The sequence below is a fragment of the Pseudomonas sp. 5Vm1k genome, assembly GCF_056161485.1.
Genome location: NZ_JBSPCZ010000023.1, coordinates 23,491 through 40,460 on the forward strand (window position 1 = coordinate 23,491; position 16,970 = coordinate 40,460).

Sequence of the window (16,970 nt, forward strand, 5' to 3'; positions counted from 1 at the left end):
TCACCGGCTCAGCGGGCTTTTTGTCCTTACACCGGAGAAATCGTGGCACGGGCACCAATCAAGATGGTCAGCACCAGAAACCCACCCAGGAAAATCGCCATCTTAGCCATAAGGCCTCCTACTACTTGAGTTTGCGGCGCAACAGGCGCAGTGAAGTGTGTTCACTCCAGGCGGCCGGGCCGGTGAGGCATTGTGGGACTGGCACTGATCTCGTTACAGATGCAGATGACACGGGAAAATACGGATCAGATCACCGCACTCCTTGTAGGAGCGAAGCTTGCTCGCGAAGAGGCCCGCAGAGTCACCATTGATGGCGACTGATATGCCGCCTTCGCGGGCAAGCCTCGCTCCTACAGGTTTGTGTAAGTCCGGGGCAAAAAAAGCCCGCTGACCGTCACCGGTTCAGCGGGCTGTTTTCTGCTTACATCACTTCAAATCAAACCGATCGAGATTCATCACCTTGACCCACGCCGCCACGAAGTCTTTAACGAACCGTTCCTTCGCATCGCTGCTGGCATACACCTCTGCCAACGCGCGCAACTGCGCATGCGAGCCGAAGACCAGGTCAACCCGGGTCGCGGTCCACTTCACTGCGCCGGTTTTACGGTCCCGTCCTTCAAACTCTTCCTGCGTGTCCGACGTCGGCTTCCACTCCACGCCCATGTCCAGCAGGTTGGTGAAGAAGTCGTTGGTCAACGCTTCTGGCCGCTGGGTGAAGACGCCGTGTCTGGTTTGGCCGACGTTGGTGTTCAACACGCGCAGGCCGCCAATCAACGCGGTCAATTCCGGCGCGCTGAGGGTCAGTTGCTGCGCCTTGTCGATCAACAGGTGCTCGGCCGGTACGCGATAGCGGGTTTTGAGGTAGTTGCGGAAGCCGTCGGCGATGGGTTCCAGAAAGCCGAAAGACTCGACATCGGTCTGCTCTTGCGACGCGTCCATCCGCCCCGGCGTGAACGGCACTGTTATGGAGTGCCCGGCATTTTTCGCCGCTTGTTCGACGCCCACATTGCCGGCCAACACGATCAGGTCGGCCAGGGAGATTTTCTTGCCAGCGCTGCTGAACTCGCGCTGGATGCCCTCGAGTTTCGCCAGCACGTTGGCCAGTTGCTCAGGCTGGTTGGCTTGCCAGGACTTCTGCGGCTCCAGGCGCAGGCGTCCACCGTTGGCACCGCCGCGTTTGTCGGAGCCACGGAAAGTGGAAGCCGCTGCCCACGCGGTCGAGACCAGTTGTGAAACGCTCAGTCCCGAGGACAGCACTTTGCTCTTCAGTCCAGCGATGTCGCTGTCGTTGACCAGCGGATGATCGACATCAGGAATCGGGTCTTGCCACAGCAGCTCTTCGGCGGGCATTTCCGGGCCGAGGTAGCGTGACAGCGGCCCCATGTCGCGGTGGATCAGCTTGAACCAGGCCCGGGCGAACGCATCGGCGAGCTGGTCGGGATTGGCCAGGAAGCGCCGGGAAATCGGTTCATAGATCGGATCGAAGCGCAGGGCCAGGTCCGAGGTCAACATGGTCGGATTGCGCCGTTTCGACGGATCGAAAGCATCCGGAATGATGCCTGCGCCTGCACCGTTTTTCGGGGTCCACTGGTGCGCGCCTGCCGGGCTTTTGGTCAGCTCCCACTCGAAGCCGAACAGGTTTTCCAGGTAGTTGTTGCTCCACTTCGTCGGCGTGGTGGTCCAGGTCACTTCCAGGCCGCTGGTGATGGTGTCGGGGCCTTTACCCGTGCCGAAACTGTTCTTCCAGCCAAAGCCTTGTTGTTCGAGGCCCGCCGCTTCGGGCTCTGCGCCCACATTGTCGGCAGGACCGGCGCCGTGGGTCTTGCCGAAGGCGTGGCCGCCGGCGATCAGCGCCACGGTTTCTTCATCGTTCATGGCCATGCGGCCGAAGGTTTCGCGGATGTCGATGGCGGACTTGACAGGGTCGGGCTCGCCTTCCGGGCCTTCTGGGTTGACGTAGATCAGGCCCATTTGCACGGCGGCCAACGGGTTCTCAAGGTTGCGTCCGTGGTCGGTACGGCTCTCTTCGTTTTTCCCTGGCTCGGCGACGAGCGGACCGTCGCCGGGCGCTTCCACGGGGGCTTTGGCTTTGTCGTAGCGGGTGTCGCCGCCGAGCCATTTATTCTCGGAGCCCCAGTACACATCTTCGTCCGGCTCCCACACATCCGGACGACCACCAGAGAAACCAAAGGTCTTGAAGCCCATGGACTCCAGCGCCACGTTGCCGGTGAGGACAATCAGGTCAGCCCAGGAAATGTTCTGCCCATACTTCTGCTTGATCGGCCACAGCAGGCGCCGCGCCTTGTCGAGGCTGACGTTATCCGGCCAACTGTTGAGCGGCGCAAACCGCTGCTGACCGGAACCCGCGCCGCCGCGGCCATCACCGGTACGATAGGTACCGGCCGCGTGCCAGGCCATACGAATAAAAAACGGCCCGTAATGACCGAAGTCTGCCGGCCACCAGTCTTGCGAGTCGGTCATCAGCGCATTCAAGTCCGCTTTGACCGCCGCAAAATCCAGTTTCTTGAACGCTTCGGCGTAGTTGAAGCCCTCGTCCAGGGGATCGGACAGGGACGAGTGCTGGTGCAGGATCTTCAGGTTCAGTTGATTCGGCCACCAGTCGCGGTTCGTCGTGCCACCGCCAGCGGCGTGATTGAACGGGCATTTCGATTCAGTTGCCATGTAATAGCTACCTTTGGTCGTGTTCATCCAGCTACCCGGCCCGGCTGGACCTGCAATAGCAATGAGCGAAATCAATGACATAGGCTGCTGGGCCAAGCAGTTCGATCAACTGCCCAATGTGGCCACACGGGAATTCTAGAGATTGGCGATCGATTCGCCAGCACGCGGGCCCACGGCAAGCCTGTGACTCTTACTTATCTCTTTATCAGGTATTAAGCGGCCAGCATGCGCTGGCGCAACGGTAAGACTAGACCGTCTGGAGGGGACTGCTAATAGGCGCAGTGTTAGGCAGTGATAGGGAGAATCTTTTATCCGTCGGGATGGGTGATGCGCGGGTCATCGATCCCGTCGCGCTACAGGGCTTCCATAGCGCAACGGTTATGCCGTCATGGCTTGATCAAAAGCCCCTGCCCTGTCGGCAGACTGGCGATCGCAATATTCCTTTGTGCGGCCCATTCGTCCATCCCGTCCTTTTGCGGTTGATAACCAAAGTACGCGTAGTCATCCAGCAAAACGATCGCCCCCGGCACCAGGCGGTCCCAGAGAAACTCAAGCGCAGAGACTTCAGGCAACATGCAATTCATGTCGATGTGCAGGTAAGCAATCTGGGTCGAATCAATTTGAGTCAGCGTATCCGGAATTGAGCCCTGGATGATCTTCACATTCGACCATTGCGAGAAGTTCGCCCTTACCGCGTCAATGTTTGACGTGTAAGTTCCATCGCCGACCCACTTCTGGCTTTTACCCGAAACACCGCCCGTTTTCTCTTCAGCAGACAAAAACCGGTCGTCAATACCGGCGTAAGTGTCCAGCAGATAGAACGTTTTCCCGGTGTAATCCCAGTCCAGATCCGACATGATCGCTGAACTTAGAAATCCGTAATTGACCCCGCACTCGATGAAATCACCTGGGCGGTTCGCAGCAGTACGTGCCGCCCACAGCCCCATGTGAACACGCCAATACCATTGATAGTCAGTGCCGGAGGCCTGAACGCCGCGGTCATAGGCAGCGATATAACGAGGGTCACTCATGAAGTCGTGATTGTGCACGGTCCTCAGCCCATCGAAATGGAACTCACCCCTGACTTTGGAAAGAAGAGGATCAGGACTTGGTTTATAAGGACGCCCCTCTGCAAGACCCCAGTTCACATAATGAACGGCAGGGTCAATGCCAGCCAATCTCACGTCGGGGTGTAACACAAGGTATTGCTCAGCCGAAAAATCAATAGGCAAACTCATTCCATATCCTTGTTAGCCATTAGGTAGCTCCATTTGCCTGTGCAACACCACTGCATCGTCGACAGGCTCAGCGCGCGGCGATACTACAGTAGCCACACACCACCATCCATACAGAAAATCGTATGCGTCCGGACATCCCGTCTTGCGTAACTAAACCGGTTGCCACCTTCGCGACAGCAGCTGCGCAATCTCACTCGCCCGTTGTGTCGGCAGGCGAGGGTGTTAGGCACATCGGACAATTGCACGGTTTGGCTGGCGGCAAGGGTATAGTTCAACTTCACGCAGCCCAAGTGGAGATAATCCTGGGCTCAGAAAATCTCCATACTGGTTGAACAACTTCATGCTGACCGCTTTTTTGCAGTATCCCGTCTCATTTGGCGATCCGGCAGCAAATTTCAGGAAGATTCGCGATGTTGTGGACTTGGCGCAATTTGATCTATTAGTCATGCCCGAGCTTTGCACCATCGGTTATTTTCACGACTCGCGTGAGGCATTGTTTCTTCATGCTGAATCGGCGCTCGATGGGCCAACGGCGCAGTTCTTACTGCAACTATCGGCAGACAAAAATGCAACGCTAATTGCTGGCATCGCCGAGCGAGATGGCGATCACATCTACAACACCGCGATTGTCGTATCGCGAGGGCGCTGGCTGGGCAAGCAACGCAAGTGCCACCTGTCACGAATAGAAAAGCTCCTCTTCACCCAAGGCGATTCCTTAGCGTGTTTCGATGACGGAATCTGCCGTTTCGGCGTTCTTACCTGTTTTGACCTTTGGATGCCAGAAGCCGCTCGCCTGTTGGTGCGCCAGGGTGCGCAGTTACTGTGTTGTCCAGCCAACTATGGTGGGCCTTGGACAACCCAGCTTGCGCGCATTCGCGCAATGGAAAACGCCACTCCGCTGATCTGTGCCAATCGTACCGGTGTGGAAATGTATGCAGGTGCAGAGGCGACATTCAGAGGTGAAAGCCAAATTGTCGGGCCTATGGGAGAAGTTTGGGCATCCGCCACAGAAGAGACGGCGCTTGGCTTGTCGATAATCGACCCAGCTGCGTACGTTCTCAAGGCGAATCCTATGTGCGATGACTTGATGGCAGAGGCAAGTCGCTATGCTTTATCAGGCCCACACTGGCGGCAAAGCCAGCAACCTGAAAGACAGGAAATTGAGGCCGCTACGGCAGGTTAGAAAACCTTAGCGTTCGATGTTTCCGAACTCTGTGGGCTCCCCTTATAGGATGGAAATCACGCTGCCAGGCCCAAGTCTTTGCCAAGGCCCCCCAGCACCAGGACATGCAGTTGTTCTTCACCTAATTTCATCTGATAGACGGGTCGAGAACCCGGCCAGAAGAACTTGCCTTGATGCAGGCGGCGCTTGGTAAACAAATAAGCATATGGGTAACGGAATAAAAACAGGTTGCAGCTACGTGTTTTGGGTAGGTGACTTGGCCGGACGAATACCGACAATCCACAAAAAAACCCGCTGGACCGTGATGGCTCCAGCGGGTTTTTCCTTACTTCAAGGAAAGCTCAACTCGGGCTTTTTAACCCTCAATCAGGCGGCATTGGCTTCTTTCTTGAGGCTGCTCATATCGATCACAAACCGATACTTCACATCGCCCTTCAGCATCCGGCCATAAGCTTCGTTGATGTCCTGAATATTGATCATCTCGATGTCCGAAACAATCCCGTGCTTGGCGCAGAAATCCAGCATCTCCTGGGTTTCCTGAATCCCGCCAATCAAAGAGCCCGCCAAACTGCGGCGCTTGAAGATCAGATTGAACACCGACGGCGATGGATGTGGACTGTCTGGCGCACCGACCAGCGTCATCGTGCCATCGCGCTTGAGTAGATTGAGGAAGGCATCCAGGTCATGCGGCGCGGCCACCGTATTGAGAATGAAGTCCAGCGTGCTGGCAAACTTGGCCATTTCATCCGGATTCTTCGACACCACCACTTCATCCGCGCCCAGACGCAAGCCGTCTTCACGCTTGTTCGGCGACGTGGTGAACAACACCACATGCGCGCCCATGGCATGGGCGATCTTCACCGCCATATGCCCCAGACCGCCGAGACCGACCACGCCGACTTTCTTGCCAGGGCCAACCTTCCAGTGATGCAGCGGCGAATACGTGGTGATACCGGCACACAACAACGGCGCAACAGCGGCCAGATTGGCGTCACCGTGGGAAATGCGCAGGACGAACTTCTCCTTCACCACAATATTGTCCGAATAGCCACCGAACGTGTTCTCGCCACCAAACACCGGGCCGTTATAAGTACCGGTGAAGCCGCTCTCGCAATATTGCTCTTCGCCCTCCGCGCACGACGCACAGTGTTGGCAGCTGTCGACCATGCAGCCAACGCCCGCCAAATCGCCTACTTTGAACTTGCTGACATTCGCGCCGACGGCGGTTACCCGACCGACAATTTCATGGCCCGGCACCGAGGGATACAAGGTGTTGTGCCACTCGTTTTTTACGGTGTGAAGGTCGGAATGGCACACGCCGCAATAAAGGATATCGATCTGCACATCATCGGCGCCCGGGGCGCGACGTTCGAAGGTGAAAGGCTTGAGCGAGTCCTTGGAGCCTTGCGCGGCGTAGCTGTAAGTCTTGGTCATTGCGATCGCCTTTTGAGTCGGATGTTGAATACAAGAGGAGTAGCGTAGTTGCTGAATCGTTCAAGTGGATGACAAGGGTGGTCGATTTGAAAGTCGACCGATGAGAAGTCTTGGCGGCTGGATTGCGCCGTGGAGCGGATAGGGTACGGCCTGAATGGGCGTGACCGATGGCTGCATTCTGCTGAATTCTTGCCTAATCCCGCTGAACTGGGTCCTTCGACGTGGCTCGACAAAAGTAATGGCTAATTAGTAGCATGCACGTCCAAACGGAAGAACACCCAAGTCGCTTCCAGATCACGGACGAACATCAATGAACAAAAGTGGTTACCTTTGCCTTGCCTTCATGATGACTGTAGGCGGCATGAGTTTTTTTCTCCCCCGTGAAGCAGCGTTGGCGTCCCTCGCGTTGATCGCGCTGTTTTCCTGCGGCTACTTCGTCTTTTATCTGATCAGAAACAACCTGCACCACGGCATCATTAAAAGCCTGCTCCTCTCGGTACTCGTCCTGGCCATCGGCTTTATTCCCGTGCTGGGCTGGATCGTGATCATCGGTTTTGTGATCTACAACATCTCCAAAGCCCTGGAAGGTCTTAAAAGCCTGATCCCCGATGTGCTCGCCAGCCTGATGATCTACAGCCTGCTGTGCGCACGACTGGCCTTCGACATTCGCGACCCGATGGCCATCGCGACGCTGGCCGGCATGTACCTGATCGCGTCGATTCTCTACTGCCGCAGCCTGAACGGATTCTCCACAGAACATGCGCTGTTCAAGATGAGCGTCATGTGGCTCTCAATCCCCTTCGCCGCACTCACCATCATCTCGATCGTATCCGCCCTGGGTAACCTGTTCCGCACCGTCAGCTCCACCATCACCCGCACTGTCATCTCGCCACAAATGGTCTCGGCGCATATGCGTAGCGGCGTGCCCATCGACGCGTACACCCGCAACATCACCACCAGCGTGACGAGCACCGTGACCAACCTGGCCCCAGGCGCTGGCGTTATCACGGCCGGGGTGACGGGTGATTTGGCGCAAAAGGTAAAGAAAGAAAAGTCGTGAGAGAACATCCTCACCGTTATTAGTTTTTCGATAGGAAGCCTTGTGCATGTTGTTCAAAAAGCTTGAAACGCCGATAAACAAGTTGGGATTCGTGGTGTTCTGTTTGTCGATGACGCTGTGTGTGTTTGCCTTCCTGGTGACCTACAGAACCAATTACCACTACGACGGCTATTGGCTGGCGCATCTGGTGTTTGATCGGTCGTATGAGTGGCAGCAATCAGCTTTCAAACTTGGGCTGGCCGGGGTTGCGATTGGGGCGACGTTGGCTTGGAATTATCTGGAGTTGGTGAGGCGGGTTTATCACTGGGTTTGGAAGTAAGTTACTCCTTCAGACGGTGTTGAATTTGTGAATATTGTCAGCGTAAACAGAGAGCGGCCAGATTTCCGCGTCTTCATCGATCTTCTGTATGACGCAGGTCGAAACGTTGACACCGACGGAGATGCGAATCCTGTTAATAGCGGAACCTGGACGTATCTGCACATCACCGACAGGGAGAGCGTTGAAGCTGCGCTTGAGATTTTTGTCGATGAAACGTCCCCGCAATTTTTTACGGTGAAATCCGACTCCAAAAGGCTGGAAGAGCTTGCTGCGCTGTACTTGTTTTTGAGTTGTGGTGTGTCCATTTGGATCGACACTGTGCTGCTTGATCAAAACGCAGTGGCTGAGCTTGAACAGAGGTATGAGGTAGAGCTTCTTAGGGCTCAGGAATCTGTTTGGCATCAGCCTCGAAAGTGAATGCGCTCTCGGGATGACAGTGGCCATAGATCAGAGCGCCTCTCATCAAAAAGTCCGCTGACCATAAACGGTTCAGCAAGCCTCTCGCCACAGGGTGCTCGTCAGCTTCAGGTGTTGCGCTGTCTGCCAGAACCAAATCCCGGCCACAAAAAAGCCCACTGACCGTTACCGGTTCAGTGGGCTTTTTGATTCAGCTTCTACTTACAAAGCCATATCACTAGCAGCATTAGCCTTCGGAGCCTTGCCAGCATCAGCAGGCGCCGGAGCAGCAGCCGGAGCCGGAGCCGCCAACTGCGGAATCGCCGGTGGCGGAGTCAGCTGCAATACCTTGGCGGTATAAGCCCACTCCTCAGCCACTTTAGCCGGGTTGCCGTTCAGCTGGGTGCCATAGCTCGGCACGATCTGATGCAGCTTCTCCTGCCAGGCAGGCGAGGCAACCTGATCCTTGAACACTTTCTGCAACACAGTCAGCATGATCGGCGCAGCAGTCGATGCACCCGGCGATGCGCCCAACAGGCCAGCAATAGAGCCGTCAGCAGAAGCAACAATCTCGGTACCCAGCTTTAGCACGCCACCAGCAGCTTCATCACGCTTGATGATTTGCACGCGTTGGCCGGCTTGCCACAGGCGCCAGTCTTCGGCTTTGGCGTTCGGGAAGTATTCTTTCAGGGCGTTCATGCGGTCTTCGTCGGACAGCATGAGTTGGCCAGCAAGGTACTCAACCAGTGGGTATTCCTTGATGCCGACTTTGGTCATCGGCCAGATGTTGTGGGTGGTGGTGCTGGTCAGCAGGTCCAGGTACGAGCCTTCTTTCAGGAACTTGGTGCTGAAGGTCGCGAATGGGCCAAACAGGATGACGCGCTTGCCGTCCAGAACACGGGTGTCCAAGTGCGGAACCGACATTGGCGGTGCGCCAACGGAGGCTTTGCCGTAGGCCTTGGCCAGGTGTTGTTCGGCGATGGTCGGGTTTTCGGTTACCAGGAACGAGCCGCCAACCGGGAAGCCTGCGTATTCCTTGGCTTCAGGAATGCCGGACTTCTGCAGCAGGTGCAGTGCACCGCCGCCCGCGCCGATGAATACGAACTTGGCGTCGGTTTCGGTTTCGGTGCCGTCTTTCAGGTTTTTGTAGCTCACACGCCAGGTGCCGTCGGCGTTCTTGGTGATGTCCTGTACTTCGCTGGACAGTTTCAAGTCGAACTTAGGCGTGGTTTGCAGGTGCGCAACGAACTGGCGGGTGATTTCGCCGAAGTTGACGTCGGTGCCGATCGGGGTCCAGGTGGCCGCGATTTTCTGGTTCGGGTCACGCCCTTCCATCATCAGCGGAACCCACTTCTTGATCACAGCCGGGTCTTCGGAGTACTGCATGCCGGCGAACAGCGGGCTCGCTTGCAGGGCTTCATAGCGTTTTTTCAGGAACTTGATGTTGTCATCGCCCCACACAAAGCTCATGTGCGGAGTGGAGTTGATGAACGAACGCGGGTTCTTCAGAACGCCTTGCTGAACCTGCCACGACCAGAACTGGCGGGAGATCTGGAAAGCTTCGTTGATTTCAACGGCCTTCGGAATCTGGACTTTGCCGTTCTCGTCTTCCGGGGTGTAGTTCAGTTCGGCCAGAGCCGAGTGACCGGTACCGGCGTTGTTCCAGCCGTTGGAGCTTTCCAGGGCGACGCCATCGAGGCGCTCGACCATTTCCATCGACCAGTCCGGTTGCAACTCATTGAGCCACACACCCAGGGTCGCGCTCATGATGCCGCCGCCAATGAGCAGCACATCGACTTTCTTTGCCTCTTCCGCGTGAACGGACGTGATCCCCATCGACAAAGCCAGCCCCAGCAGGGCCGTGTTAAGTTTTTTAAGCATCTGTAGCACCTATGATAAAACGCCATCCGCCCTTCCATCCCAACCGCGAAGGCCCCTGGTTCACGGCACGCAGGCAGCATGTCGTGGGTTCCCGCACATCAGGATTGGAGGGTGGGCACACAAGGCCGACGTGTCCATCGACCTCAGTTTATATGTCCCTCTGAACTGACTTCTTATCATTATTGGCTTCAGCTACTTGAGCGACATTGATCCTGTTGGCACGCCTCAGCGGCGTGCGAACTGAATAGGTCAAAGCAAGTTGGGGCGAAGAATATCACGACACGGCAAACCCGCGCGTCTGTTCGCGACTTGGTGGTCTGGGTTTGGGGCTGAGGTCTGTTGGATTTGAGGTGTCTGGGCGGGCCTCTTCGCGAGCAAGCCCGCTCCCACAGGGGATTTGTATGCGCCGCAGATTTCGAGTGGGTCTGGGCAACAGAGAATCCCCCACATTGGAATGCGATCAACTGTGGGAGCGGGCTTGCTCGCGAAGAGGCCGGTACAGACACCACCAAACTCAAGCCCCTGTAAGCGCCCGCAAACTCAACGCATTCCCCAATGCAAACCCGCTCGCGGTGTTATCGAAGATGCACCAGGTCTCGGCGCCCGCCTGCGCCGACAGATGTATCTTCGCCGCCAGCTCCTGCAATCGACTCATGTCGTAATCGCTGTAATAAATCCGTGGCGAGCCATGCAGGCGCCAATAGCGCACCCCGGACCATCCACCCGGCGTGGTGCCGCCGGTGATCGGCGATGGATCCGCCGCGACGCGCCCGATCCGGTGTTCGATCAATAAACCGCTGGCCGCACGCCAGGTTTCATGACGAGGTTCGAGCACCGCGGAGCCGAGATAACGTTGCCGCAGGATGCGGAAAAATTCTGCGGCCACCGCAGCGTCATAGGCTAGCGATTGCGGCAACTGAATCAATAAACAGCCCAATCTGTCGCCCAATTGCAGGCATTGAGAAAGAAACTCGTCGAGCAACGCTTCGCAGTTCTGCAAGCGCTGAACATGGGTGATGAGCTTGGGCATCTTCACCGAAAATCGAAACGCCGCCGGCACTGATTGTGTCCAGCGAAGATAGGTCCGGGGCTGATGCGGGCGATAGAACGAGCTGTTGATTTCAACCGCCGTCAGATGCGGCGCATAGCGTTGCAAGTGGGTGCCTGAGTCGGGAAACATCGACGCATATTCCCGTGGCACGCTCCAGCCGGCGGTGCCAATGTAGAGCGGACTCAATAGAGCACCGCCGCCGCATCCCGCATAAAGATTTCAATGGTTTTCGGCCCTATCCCGTCGAACTCGCCGAGGCGTTTCTCGAAGGCCTTGCGGTCTTCACTGGCGCTATGAATGTTGCCGACTTTGCCGGCATATTCCTCGCCAAGCTTCTTGCCCAAGCTGCGTAAGCGCTCGGCGGTTGTTTCGTCGTAGCGCACGTAATGGGCCTCACCGAGCATCGCCACCAGCTCTCGATGGGGACATGCCGCCAACTTGTGCGCGGTATCGCGAGTGTGTTTTTCAACGATCACGCGATAAGCCTGCGCGGCAATTTCTGCCTGGATGCGCTTGCCCATCAAGAAGCTGGCCACAAACCATTTGAACAAGGCACTTTCGTCAGCGTTTTTCAGTTCAATGCCCAACTCACGGGCGCTAATCGCTTTGCTCATGGCGTGCCCCTCCTAGGTTCCACCGCCGACACCTTGTATCGAGTTGGCGAAGGCAACGCCCGCCTCACGTACCAGCACACGCCACTCCGAACCGTTGATCAAACCGGCGCGCTCCATGTCATCGGCGGCCTTCAGCAATTCGTCGTAGTGCTCTTCGCTGTCCATGCGGACTTCCGGGTGTCGCAGCAGTTTGTACCAGGCGGCCAAGGCTTCCTGCTTCGCGTCATCGTTCATGGTCAGGCTCCCCAGGGTTGTTTCCCCTTGGAAGTGTCGAACACAAGGGCCGTTCCTCGCTCCCGACAAATGGCGATAAACGCCCGAAACACGATCTGCCTTATCCGTAAAATATCTGCTAAGTTGTACGACGACTGACAAATATGGCCAGTCTCGACTCCCCACAACAACAAGGAAACACCCATGCAAAAAGCCAAACTGCTGATCGGTTTTCTGTGCCTCTTCAGCGGCTACGTCGCCGCCGCCCCGGCCACCGCTGAAAAAGACGTGGCACAAGCCGTCGACCATCTGACCCAAGCCATGCTGCACAAGGACATTCCCGAGCTGCAAAAGCTGACGGCCACGAAACTGAGCTACGGGCATTCCAGCGGTAAGGTCCAGGACAAGAAAGAATTTATTGCTGATATCGAAACGGGCAAAAGCGCATTCAAGACCCTGGAGATGCAGAAGCAGACCATCACCCTGCTGGGCGATACGGCGCTGGTGCGCAACCACTTCTCGGCGCAGGCGCTCAATGGCACGGAAGTGGTGCCGACCGAAATCGAGAACTTTCAGATTTGGCAGAAACAGGGTGGGAAATGGTTGTTGATTGGGCGTCAGGCGTTTCATATCTGACGGCGTGGATATGGTTGTCTGATCTGACGTCTTCGCGAGCAAGCCCGCTCCCACCTTTGGAATGCGTTCCTCCTGTGGGAGCGGGCTTGCTCGCGAAGTGGCCCGCCCAGTCACCTCAAAACCCTCAGTTGCCCACATGCCCCGCAACCCACCGCTCCAACGTCACCACGTCAATATTCTCTTGAGCATTGAACGTCCCCGCCTTGTCCCACGCCACGCCCCTGCCCTCGGCAAACACCAACCGATACTTGCTCAACTGATCATCCGGCCGCTTCGCCAGTTCAGCCCTGAGCATCGGCACACTCCACGGCACACGCGATACCTTGCGAGCGAGGGCAGACTCCACCACGTCAGCCAGTTGCCCATAGGTAATCGTGTCACCGGCCACGTACACAATCCGGTTCGCAAACCGTGGCTGTTTGAACAATATCGTGGCGGTGAGCAGACCAATGTCCTCAGGCGTGCTGATCGTCAATTGCGTATTCCAGTCCCCGAGCGCATGGACCGTGTTGTTGGCCAAATCAACTACGCCGAAGGATGGTTCGAACAGGAAACTGGTGAACATGCCAGTCGATACGATCACCCATTCGATACGCTGTTGAGCGCGCAACAGGTTGCGCACGTGCAATTGCTCGTCAAACGAATCCTGTGCGCTGCCAAAGCCAATCACGTCGTAATCCACCCCGAACTGCCAGGGGAAGTAACGCTGAACGCCAGATTCGATCGCCGCTTGTGTCAGTTTGGTTTGAGTGCCGGGCCCCGCAGCAAACCCGACGCAGCTGACCACCGTATCAAAGGCTGCAAACAGCGCCGCCAGTTGACTAACCGTGTCCTTCGCGATATCGCCAGCCAGGGTTTTGATGCCCAGTGTTTGCAGCTCACAGAGTTGCGCGAGGCGGCTCGGATCTTGTGTCTCAATGGCCGAGGCGCGCAGCAGCACGGTGACCTTCGCCCCCGAAGCCTGAGCGGATAATTCGCGCATCACGGCCATGCCCAGCTCGCCGGCGCCCAGCACCAGAATATTCTGCGAGCCGGTGTTTTGGTTGTTGCCCATCGTGTGACTCCTGATCGCCAGATGACTGAAATTCAGCAATCATGCTGGCACCCTTCGACGCCGCGCATAAGTAGGCACACGGGTGATACCGGAGAACCGAGTGGACATTTCAGACATCATCAAACACTCGCAAGTGGCTTGCGAGGCGCTGAGCGCCGATGACGACGGACTCAAGCGCGAGGTGCTGACTCACGCTGGCAATCGCTGGTCGCTGGGCATTGTTTATGCCTTGGGGGTGGCCGGCCCTCTGCGTCATGCCGAAATCGGCCGGCGCATGGAAGGCGTGACCCAGCGCATGTTGACCCGCACGTTGCGCACGCTGGAAAGGGATGGGCTGGTCTTGCGCCATGACTACCAGGAAGTGCCGCCGAGGGTGGAATATCAACTCTCCGTGCTGGGCACCGGATTGTTGGAAAACATGATTCCGTTGTGGAATTGGGTAATGGAAAACGCTGGGGGTTTTCGGGCGGCACGGGCGGAGTATGAAAAGGGAGATAAATCAGTTTGAGAGGTTGGGTGTCTGGTCGGACGCCTTCTCGAGCAAGCCCGCTCCCACATTGGAATGCGATCAACTGTGGGAGCGGGCTTGCTCGCGAAGAGGCCCTAACGGGCACCTCAACATTCCTTCAGGGCCGGGTATGCGCCACATCCAGCTGACTGAACGTCACCTGCCCTCCTTCATTTTTGTAACCCGCATTGTCCAGTGCATACACCCCGGCCTTGAAGTACAGCGGCTTGTTCTTCCAGCTCGAACTGATTTGCTTGCCCCAGCTATACCCCTGGGAACTGACATTCAAATACCCGGCCGAACTGAAGCGAACTTCATAGGAAAATGGCTTGCCCAGCTCGATGTCCCTGGCAATCACGATGGTGATGTCTTCCCTACCCGGTTTCAGCCGATAGTTGGCAATCACATTGCCCTTTTTGCTCAGCGCGTCGTATTGGTATTCGACTTTCAGCAACGGGCCTTTGTCTTGGTAGATATGGATTTGCCCAATCACAATCCGGCCCGTCGAAGGAACTTGATTGACCTTCAACACGGCTTTGAGTCGGTGATCGGCTTCGGGATAAGTCCAGTTGCGCAGCGTCCCGTCACTTAGGGTTTCGCGCAGTTCACTGCGGGGGAATTCGGACTTTGAGGTGCTGGACCCGGTGACCGGAGCCCAGAAAAAAAGGTTTTCGCCGGAGCGAAAATACGAATCGGAATAGCCATCCACCAGTCGCGGCGTATCGATGACTTTGGCGGGCGTCCCAACAGGGATCGTCAGGTTCCAGGTGGCCAGATCAATCATTACAACTCTCCTTGGGGGCGACCGGACCCTACAGCACTTAAGCCCGATGGCCCACAAGGAAAGTTCTTAAAGCCTGAAGCGATCCACCGACTGCGACAGTTGCCCCGCCAGCGTCGACAACTCATCCGTGGTCGAGGCCGTGCGCCCGATCACCTTGCTGTTGTCCTCGGACATGCCGGCAATCATCTCCACCTGATGGGCGATTTCGTTGCTGGCCAGGCTTTGCTCGCCGATGGTGCGGCTGATGTCATTGACCAGTTGCGTGGTGTTCAACGTGGCTTCGAGGATTTCACGAATGGCGCGCTCGACGTCGGCAGTCACCGCCATGCCTTTGTCGACCTGGGCCACGCCGGCCTCCATGCTGGTGACTGCTTCCCGAGTGCTTTGCTGGATGCGCGCGACCATCGCGGCGATTTCCTGAGTCGAGGCGCTAGTGCGGCCCGCCAGGCTGCGGACTTCGTCGGCCACCACGGCAAAACCGCGGCCCTGTTCACCGGCACGCGCCGCCTCGATCGCCGCGTTGAGCGCCAGCAGGTTGGTCTGGTCGGCGATGCCCTTGATCACCTGAATGATGCTGAAAATCCCCTCGGACTCCTTGTCCAGCGTGCGGATCACCTGGGCTGACTGCTGCGCCGAGCGGGCAATGCCGTCCATGTCGCTGACCACCTGATGAATCACTCGACCGCCGTCCTTGGCCAGTTCTTCGGCCTGGTTGGCCATGTTCAGTGCGCGATCGGCGTGGCGGGTGATTTCCTCGATGCTCGCGGTCATTTCGCTGGCTGCGGCGGCCATCGTGCTGGCGGCGACACTTTGCTGCTGACTGCTGCCGGCGACTTCGTGGCAGCCGTTGCTCAATTGCTGACTCATGCCGCTGACGCCGTGGGCGTTGCTGCGCACCACTTCGATCATGCCGCGCAGGTCGCGTTGCATGGTCGCCAGGGTACGGATCAAAGTGCTGGCTTCGTCGTGGCCGGTGGGTTCGATGATCGGTTCGCTCAGGTTGCCGTGAGCGATGCTATCGGCGATGCGACTGGCTGAGCGCAACGGCCCCATGATGCTCAGGATCACCCAGCGACCCTGGGCCAGCAGCAGCAACAGGCTGGCGACGAGGACACTGCCGAGGGCGATGTTGGCGTGGCGGATGGCTTGCTGTGTGCCTTGGCTGGCATGTTGGGTGTTGGTTTCGATCAGCTCGCTCAGCGCCGACATATCGCCTTCCAGCTGGGTGAACACCGTATTGAATGAACTCAATTGTTGTTGCGCGGCTTCCGGATTTTCCAGCGCCAGCCCGACGATGCGCTCGGCGGCGCTGATGTAAGTGTCCAGGCTCGGCTTGACCTTGTTCAGGCCCGCCATGATGGTGTCGTTGACCGGCAGTTTGAGGTTCTCCCCCACCACCTCACGAAAACGCGCTGCATGTTCCTCGATGGAACTGCGCACTTCGGCCTTGGTACTAGTGCTTTTGCCCAGCCCGACCAGCAGCGCCGAGAGCACGTCGGCGCGCAGCGCGTCGTGCATCATGTCGGCTTCAAGGTGATTGCGCAGCGCTGCCATGCTGACCTCGCTGTCGTTCACCGCCTGGGCCATCTGGGTGTTTCCCAGGTAACTGACCAGGCTCATGATCAATGCTGTGAGCAGGCCAGTACCAATCAACAGAATCAAACGTAGTTTTATGGACACTTGTTGTTCCCCTGCTGGGCGCTGCGAATGGCGGCTCTGAAAGGGTTATCGACCCCATGCTGTGGTTATTTAAGCCTATTTCCATACGACCGTTGGTTTAGGACCAACGGTAGTCCCGCGCACTGCAGGCGCTGCCGAAGGCTGCGATCTTTTGACTTTGTTTTCAAAAACAGGATTAAAAGATCGCAGCCTTCGGCAGCGCCTACGCAGTTATGCACACAGCATTGAACTCCTGAG

Annotated in this window: 16 protein-coding genes and 1 pseudogene; 5 read left to right on the forward strand and 12 right to left on the reverse strand. The window is 57.1% G+C overall.

What is annotated here, in order from left to right; translation table 11 throughout:
• Positions 1–426: 426 nt before the first annotated feature.
• Together katG and ACWIKB_RS29435 are read right to left on the reverse strand one after the other, a co-directional pair.
• A complete protein-coding gene (katG, locus tag ACWIKB_RS29430) occupies positions 427–2,682 on the reverse strand; it encodes a catalase/peroxidase HPI (protein WP_475271027.1) in 2,256 nt (751 codons plus the stop codon).
• A gap of 386 nt (positions 2,683–3,068) precedes the next feature.
• On the reverse strand, positions 3,069–3,920 hold the full coding sequence (locus tag ACWIKB_RS29435) for a TylF/MycF/NovP-related O-methyltransferase (RefSeq protein ID WP_475271028.1): 852 nt from the start codon (positions 3,918–3,920) through the stop codon (positions 3,069–3,071).
• Between the two features lie 340 nt (positions 3,921–4,260).
• Between ACWIKB_RS29435 and ACWIKB_RS29440 the strand changes: the two genes are divergently transcribed.
• Positions 4,261–5,103 (forward strand): nitrilase-related carbon-nitrogen hydrolase, encoded by an 843-nt coding sequence (locus ACWIKB_RS29440; RefSeq protein ID WP_475271029.1) that lies wholly within the window; start codon positions 4,261–4,263, stop codon positions 5,101–5,103.
• Between the two features lie 366 nt (positions 5,104–5,469).
• Here the strand turns inward: ACWIKB_RS29440 and ACWIKB_RS29445 are convergent, their stop codons facing one another.
• On the reverse strand, positions 5,470–6,537 hold the full coding sequence (locus ACWIKB_RS29445) for an NAD(P)-dependent alcohol dehydrogenase (RefSeq protein ID WP_475271030.1): 1,068 nt from the start codon (positions 6,535–6,537) through the stop codon (positions 5,470–5,472).
• 361 nt (positions 6,538–6,898) lie between these two features.
• On the opposite strand from ACWIKB_RS29445, the gene ACWIKB_RS29450 reads away from it, so the two are divergent.
• Both ACWIKB_RS29450 and ACWIKB_RS29455 read left to right on the forward strand, forming a co-directional pair.
• Entirely contained in the window at positions 6,899–7,597 is a 699-nt protein-coding gene (locus tag ACWIKB_RS29450; RefSeq protein WP_475271031.1) for a hypothetical protein, read from the forward strand.
• A gap of 46 nt (positions 7,598–7,643) precedes the next feature.
• Positions 7,644–7,916 (forward strand): hypothetical protein, encoded by a 273-nt coding sequence (locus ACWIKB_RS29455; RefSeq protein ID WP_475271032.1) that lies wholly within the window; start codon positions 7,644–7,646, stop codon positions 7,914–7,916.
• 9 nt (positions 7,917–7,925) lie between these two features.
• Here ACWIKB_RS29455 and ACWIKB_RS29460 read toward each other — a convergent pair whose 3' ends face one another.
• The 5 genes from ACWIKB_RS29460 to ACWIKB_RS29480 all read right to left on the reverse strand — a co-directional run bounded on the left by ACWIKB_RS29460 (position 7,926) and on the right by ACWIKB_RS29480 (position 12,092).
• Complete coding sequence (locus ACWIKB_RS29460) at positions 7,926–8,360, reverse strand: hypothetical protein (protein ID WP_475271033.1); 435 nt, start codon at positions 8,358–8,360, stop codon at positions 7,926–7,928.
• A gap of 174 nt (positions 8,361–8,534) precedes the next feature.
• Positions 8,535–10,193 carry a malate dehydrogenase (quinone) gene (mqo, locus tag ACWIKB_RS29465; protein WP_475271034.1) on the reverse strand — a complete coding sequence of 553 codons (1,659 nt, stop codon included), beginning with the start codon at positions 10,191–10,193 and terminating at the stop codon, positions 8,535–8,537.
• A 514-nt stretch (positions 10,194–10,707) separates the two neighbouring features.
• Positions 10,708–11,373 carry a DUF72 domain-containing protein gene (locus ACWIKB_RS29470; RefSeq protein ID WP_475271091.1) on the reverse strand — a complete coding sequence of 222 codons (666 nt, stop codon included), beginning with the start codon at positions 11,371–11,373 and terminating at the stop codon, positions 10,708–10,710.
• A 53-nt stretch (positions 11,374–11,426) separates the two neighbouring features.
• A complete protein-coding gene (locus ACWIKB_RS29475) occupies positions 11,427–11,858 on the reverse strand; it encodes an HhH-GDP family DNA glycosylase (protein WP_475271035.1) in 432 nt (143 codons plus the stop codon).
• Positions 11,859–11,870: 12 nt separating this feature from the next.
• Complete coding sequence (locus ACWIKB_RS29480) at positions 11,871–12,092, reverse strand: hypothetical protein (protein WP_475271036.1); 222 nt, start codon at positions 12,090–12,092, stop codon at positions 11,871–11,873.
• A gap of 183 nt (positions 12,093–12,275) precedes the next feature.
• Here ACWIKB_RS29480 and ACWIKB_RS29485 point away from each other — a divergent pair, with 183 nt between their 5' ends.
• The gene (locus ACWIKB_RS29485; protein ID WP_475271037.1) at positions 12,276–12,707 is read left to right on the forward strand and encodes a nuclear transport factor 2 family protein; all 432 of its coding nucleotides are present in this window, start codon (positions 12,276–12,278) and stop codon (positions 12,705–12,707) included.
• 124 nt (positions 12,708–12,831) lie between these two features.
• On the opposite strand, the gene ACWIKB_RS29490 is transcribed toward ACWIKB_RS29485, so the two are convergent.
• Positions 12,832–13,761: an aromatic alcohol reductase gene (locus ACWIKB_RS29490; protein ID WP_475271038.1), complete on the reverse strand. Its 930-nt coding sequence runs from the start codon at positions 13,759–13,761 to the stop codon at positions 12,832–12,834.
• 100 nt (positions 13,762–13,861) lie between these two features.
• On the opposite strand from ACWIKB_RS29490, the gene ACWIKB_RS29495 reads away from it, so the two are divergent.
• The gene (locus tag ACWIKB_RS29495) at positions 13,862–14,269 is read left to right on the forward strand and encodes a winged helix-turn-helix transcriptional regulator (RefSeq protein ID WP_475271039.1); all 408 of its coding nucleotides are present in this window, start codon (positions 13,862–13,864) and stop codon (positions 14,267–14,269) included.
• A gap of 118 nt (positions 14,270–14,387) precedes the next feature.
• Here the strand turns inward: ACWIKB_RS29495 and ACWIKB_RS29500 are convergent, their stop codons facing one another.
• The 3 genes and pseudogenes from ACWIKB_RS29500 to ACWIKB_RS29510 form a co-directional block, all read right to left on the reverse strand.
• Complete coding sequence (locus tag ACWIKB_RS29500) at positions 14,388–15,053, reverse strand: polysaccharide lyase family 7 protein (protein ID WP_475271040.1); 666 nt, start codon at positions 15,051–15,053, stop codon at positions 14,388–14,390.
• A gap of 66 nt (positions 15,054–15,119) precedes the next feature.
• Complete coding sequence (locus ACWIKB_RS29505) at positions 15,120–15,983, reverse strand: methyl-accepting chemotaxis protein (RefSeq protein WP_475271092.1); 864 nt, start codon at positions 15,981–15,983, stop codon at positions 15,120–15,122.
• Positions 15,978–16,733: pseudogene (locus ACWIKB_RS29510) on the reverse strand (MCP four helix bundle domain-containing protein); the annotation flags it as partial. The pseudogene ACWIKB_RS29510 and the gene ACWIKB_RS29505, both read right to left, overlap by 6 nt.
• Positions 16,734–16,970 lie beyond the last annotated feature (237 nt).

Coding starts and splice junctions, on each gene's coding strand:
- katG (WP_475271027.1), bottom strand. CDS start 2,682: ATGGCAACTGAATCGAAATGCCCGTTCAATCACGCCGCTGGCGGTGGC.
- ACWIKB_RS29435 (WP_475271028.1), bottom strand. CDS start 3,920: ATGAGTTTGCCTATTGATTTTTCGGCTGAGCAATACCTTGTGTTACAC.
- ACWIKB_RS29450 (WP_475271031.1), top strand. CDS start 6,899: ATGAGTTTTTTTCTCCCCCGTGAAGCAGCGTTGGCGTCCCTCGCGTTG.
- ACWIKB_RS29440 (WP_475271029.1), top strand. CDS start 4,261: ATGCTGACCGCTTTTTTGCAGTATCCCGTCTCATTTGGCGATCCGGCA.
- ACWIKB_RS29500 (WP_475271040.1), bottom strand. CDS start 15,053: ATGATTGATCTGGCCACCTGGAACCTGACGATCCCTGTTGGGACGCCC.
- ACWIKB_RS29490 (WP_475271038.1), bottom strand. CDS start 13,761: ATGGGCAACAACCAAAACACCGGCTCGCAGAATATTCTGGTGCTGGGC.
- ACWIKB_RS29460 (WP_475271033.1), bottom strand. CDS start 8,360: ATGGCCACTGTCATCCCGAGAGCGCATTCACTTTCGAGGCTGATGCCA.
- ACWIKB_RS29485 (WP_475271037.1), top strand. CDS start 12,276: ATGCAAAAAGCCAAACTGCTGATCGGTTTTCTGTGCCTCTTCAGCGGC.
- ACWIKB_RS29455 (WP_475271032.1), top strand. CDS start 7,644: ATGTTGTTCAAAAAGCTTGAAACGCCGATAAACAAGTTGGGATTCGTG.
- ACWIKB_RS29480 (WP_475271036.1), bottom strand. CDS start 12,092: ATGAACGATGACGCGAAGCAGGAAGCCTTGGCCGCCTGGTACAAACTG.
- ACWIKB_RS29445 (WP_475271030.1), bottom strand. CDS start 6,537: ATGACCAAGACTTACAGCTACGCCGCGCAAGGCTCCAAGGACTCGCTC.
- ACWIKB_RS29470 (WP_475271091.1), bottom strand. CDS start 11,373: ATGTTTCCCGACTCAGGCACCCACTTGCAACGCTATGCGCCGCATCTG.
- ACWIKB_RS29475 (WP_475271035.1), bottom strand. CDS start 11,858: ATGAGCAAAGCGATTAGCGCCCGTGAGTTGGGCATTGAACTGAAAAAC.
- mqo (WP_475271034.1), bottom strand. CDS start 10,193: ATGCTTAAAAAACTTAACACGGCCCTGCTGGGGCTGGCTTTGTCGATG.
- ACWIKB_RS29505 (WP_475271092.1), bottom strand. CDS start 15,983: ATGCAACGCGACCTGCGCGGCATGATCGAAGTGGTGCGCAGCAACGCC.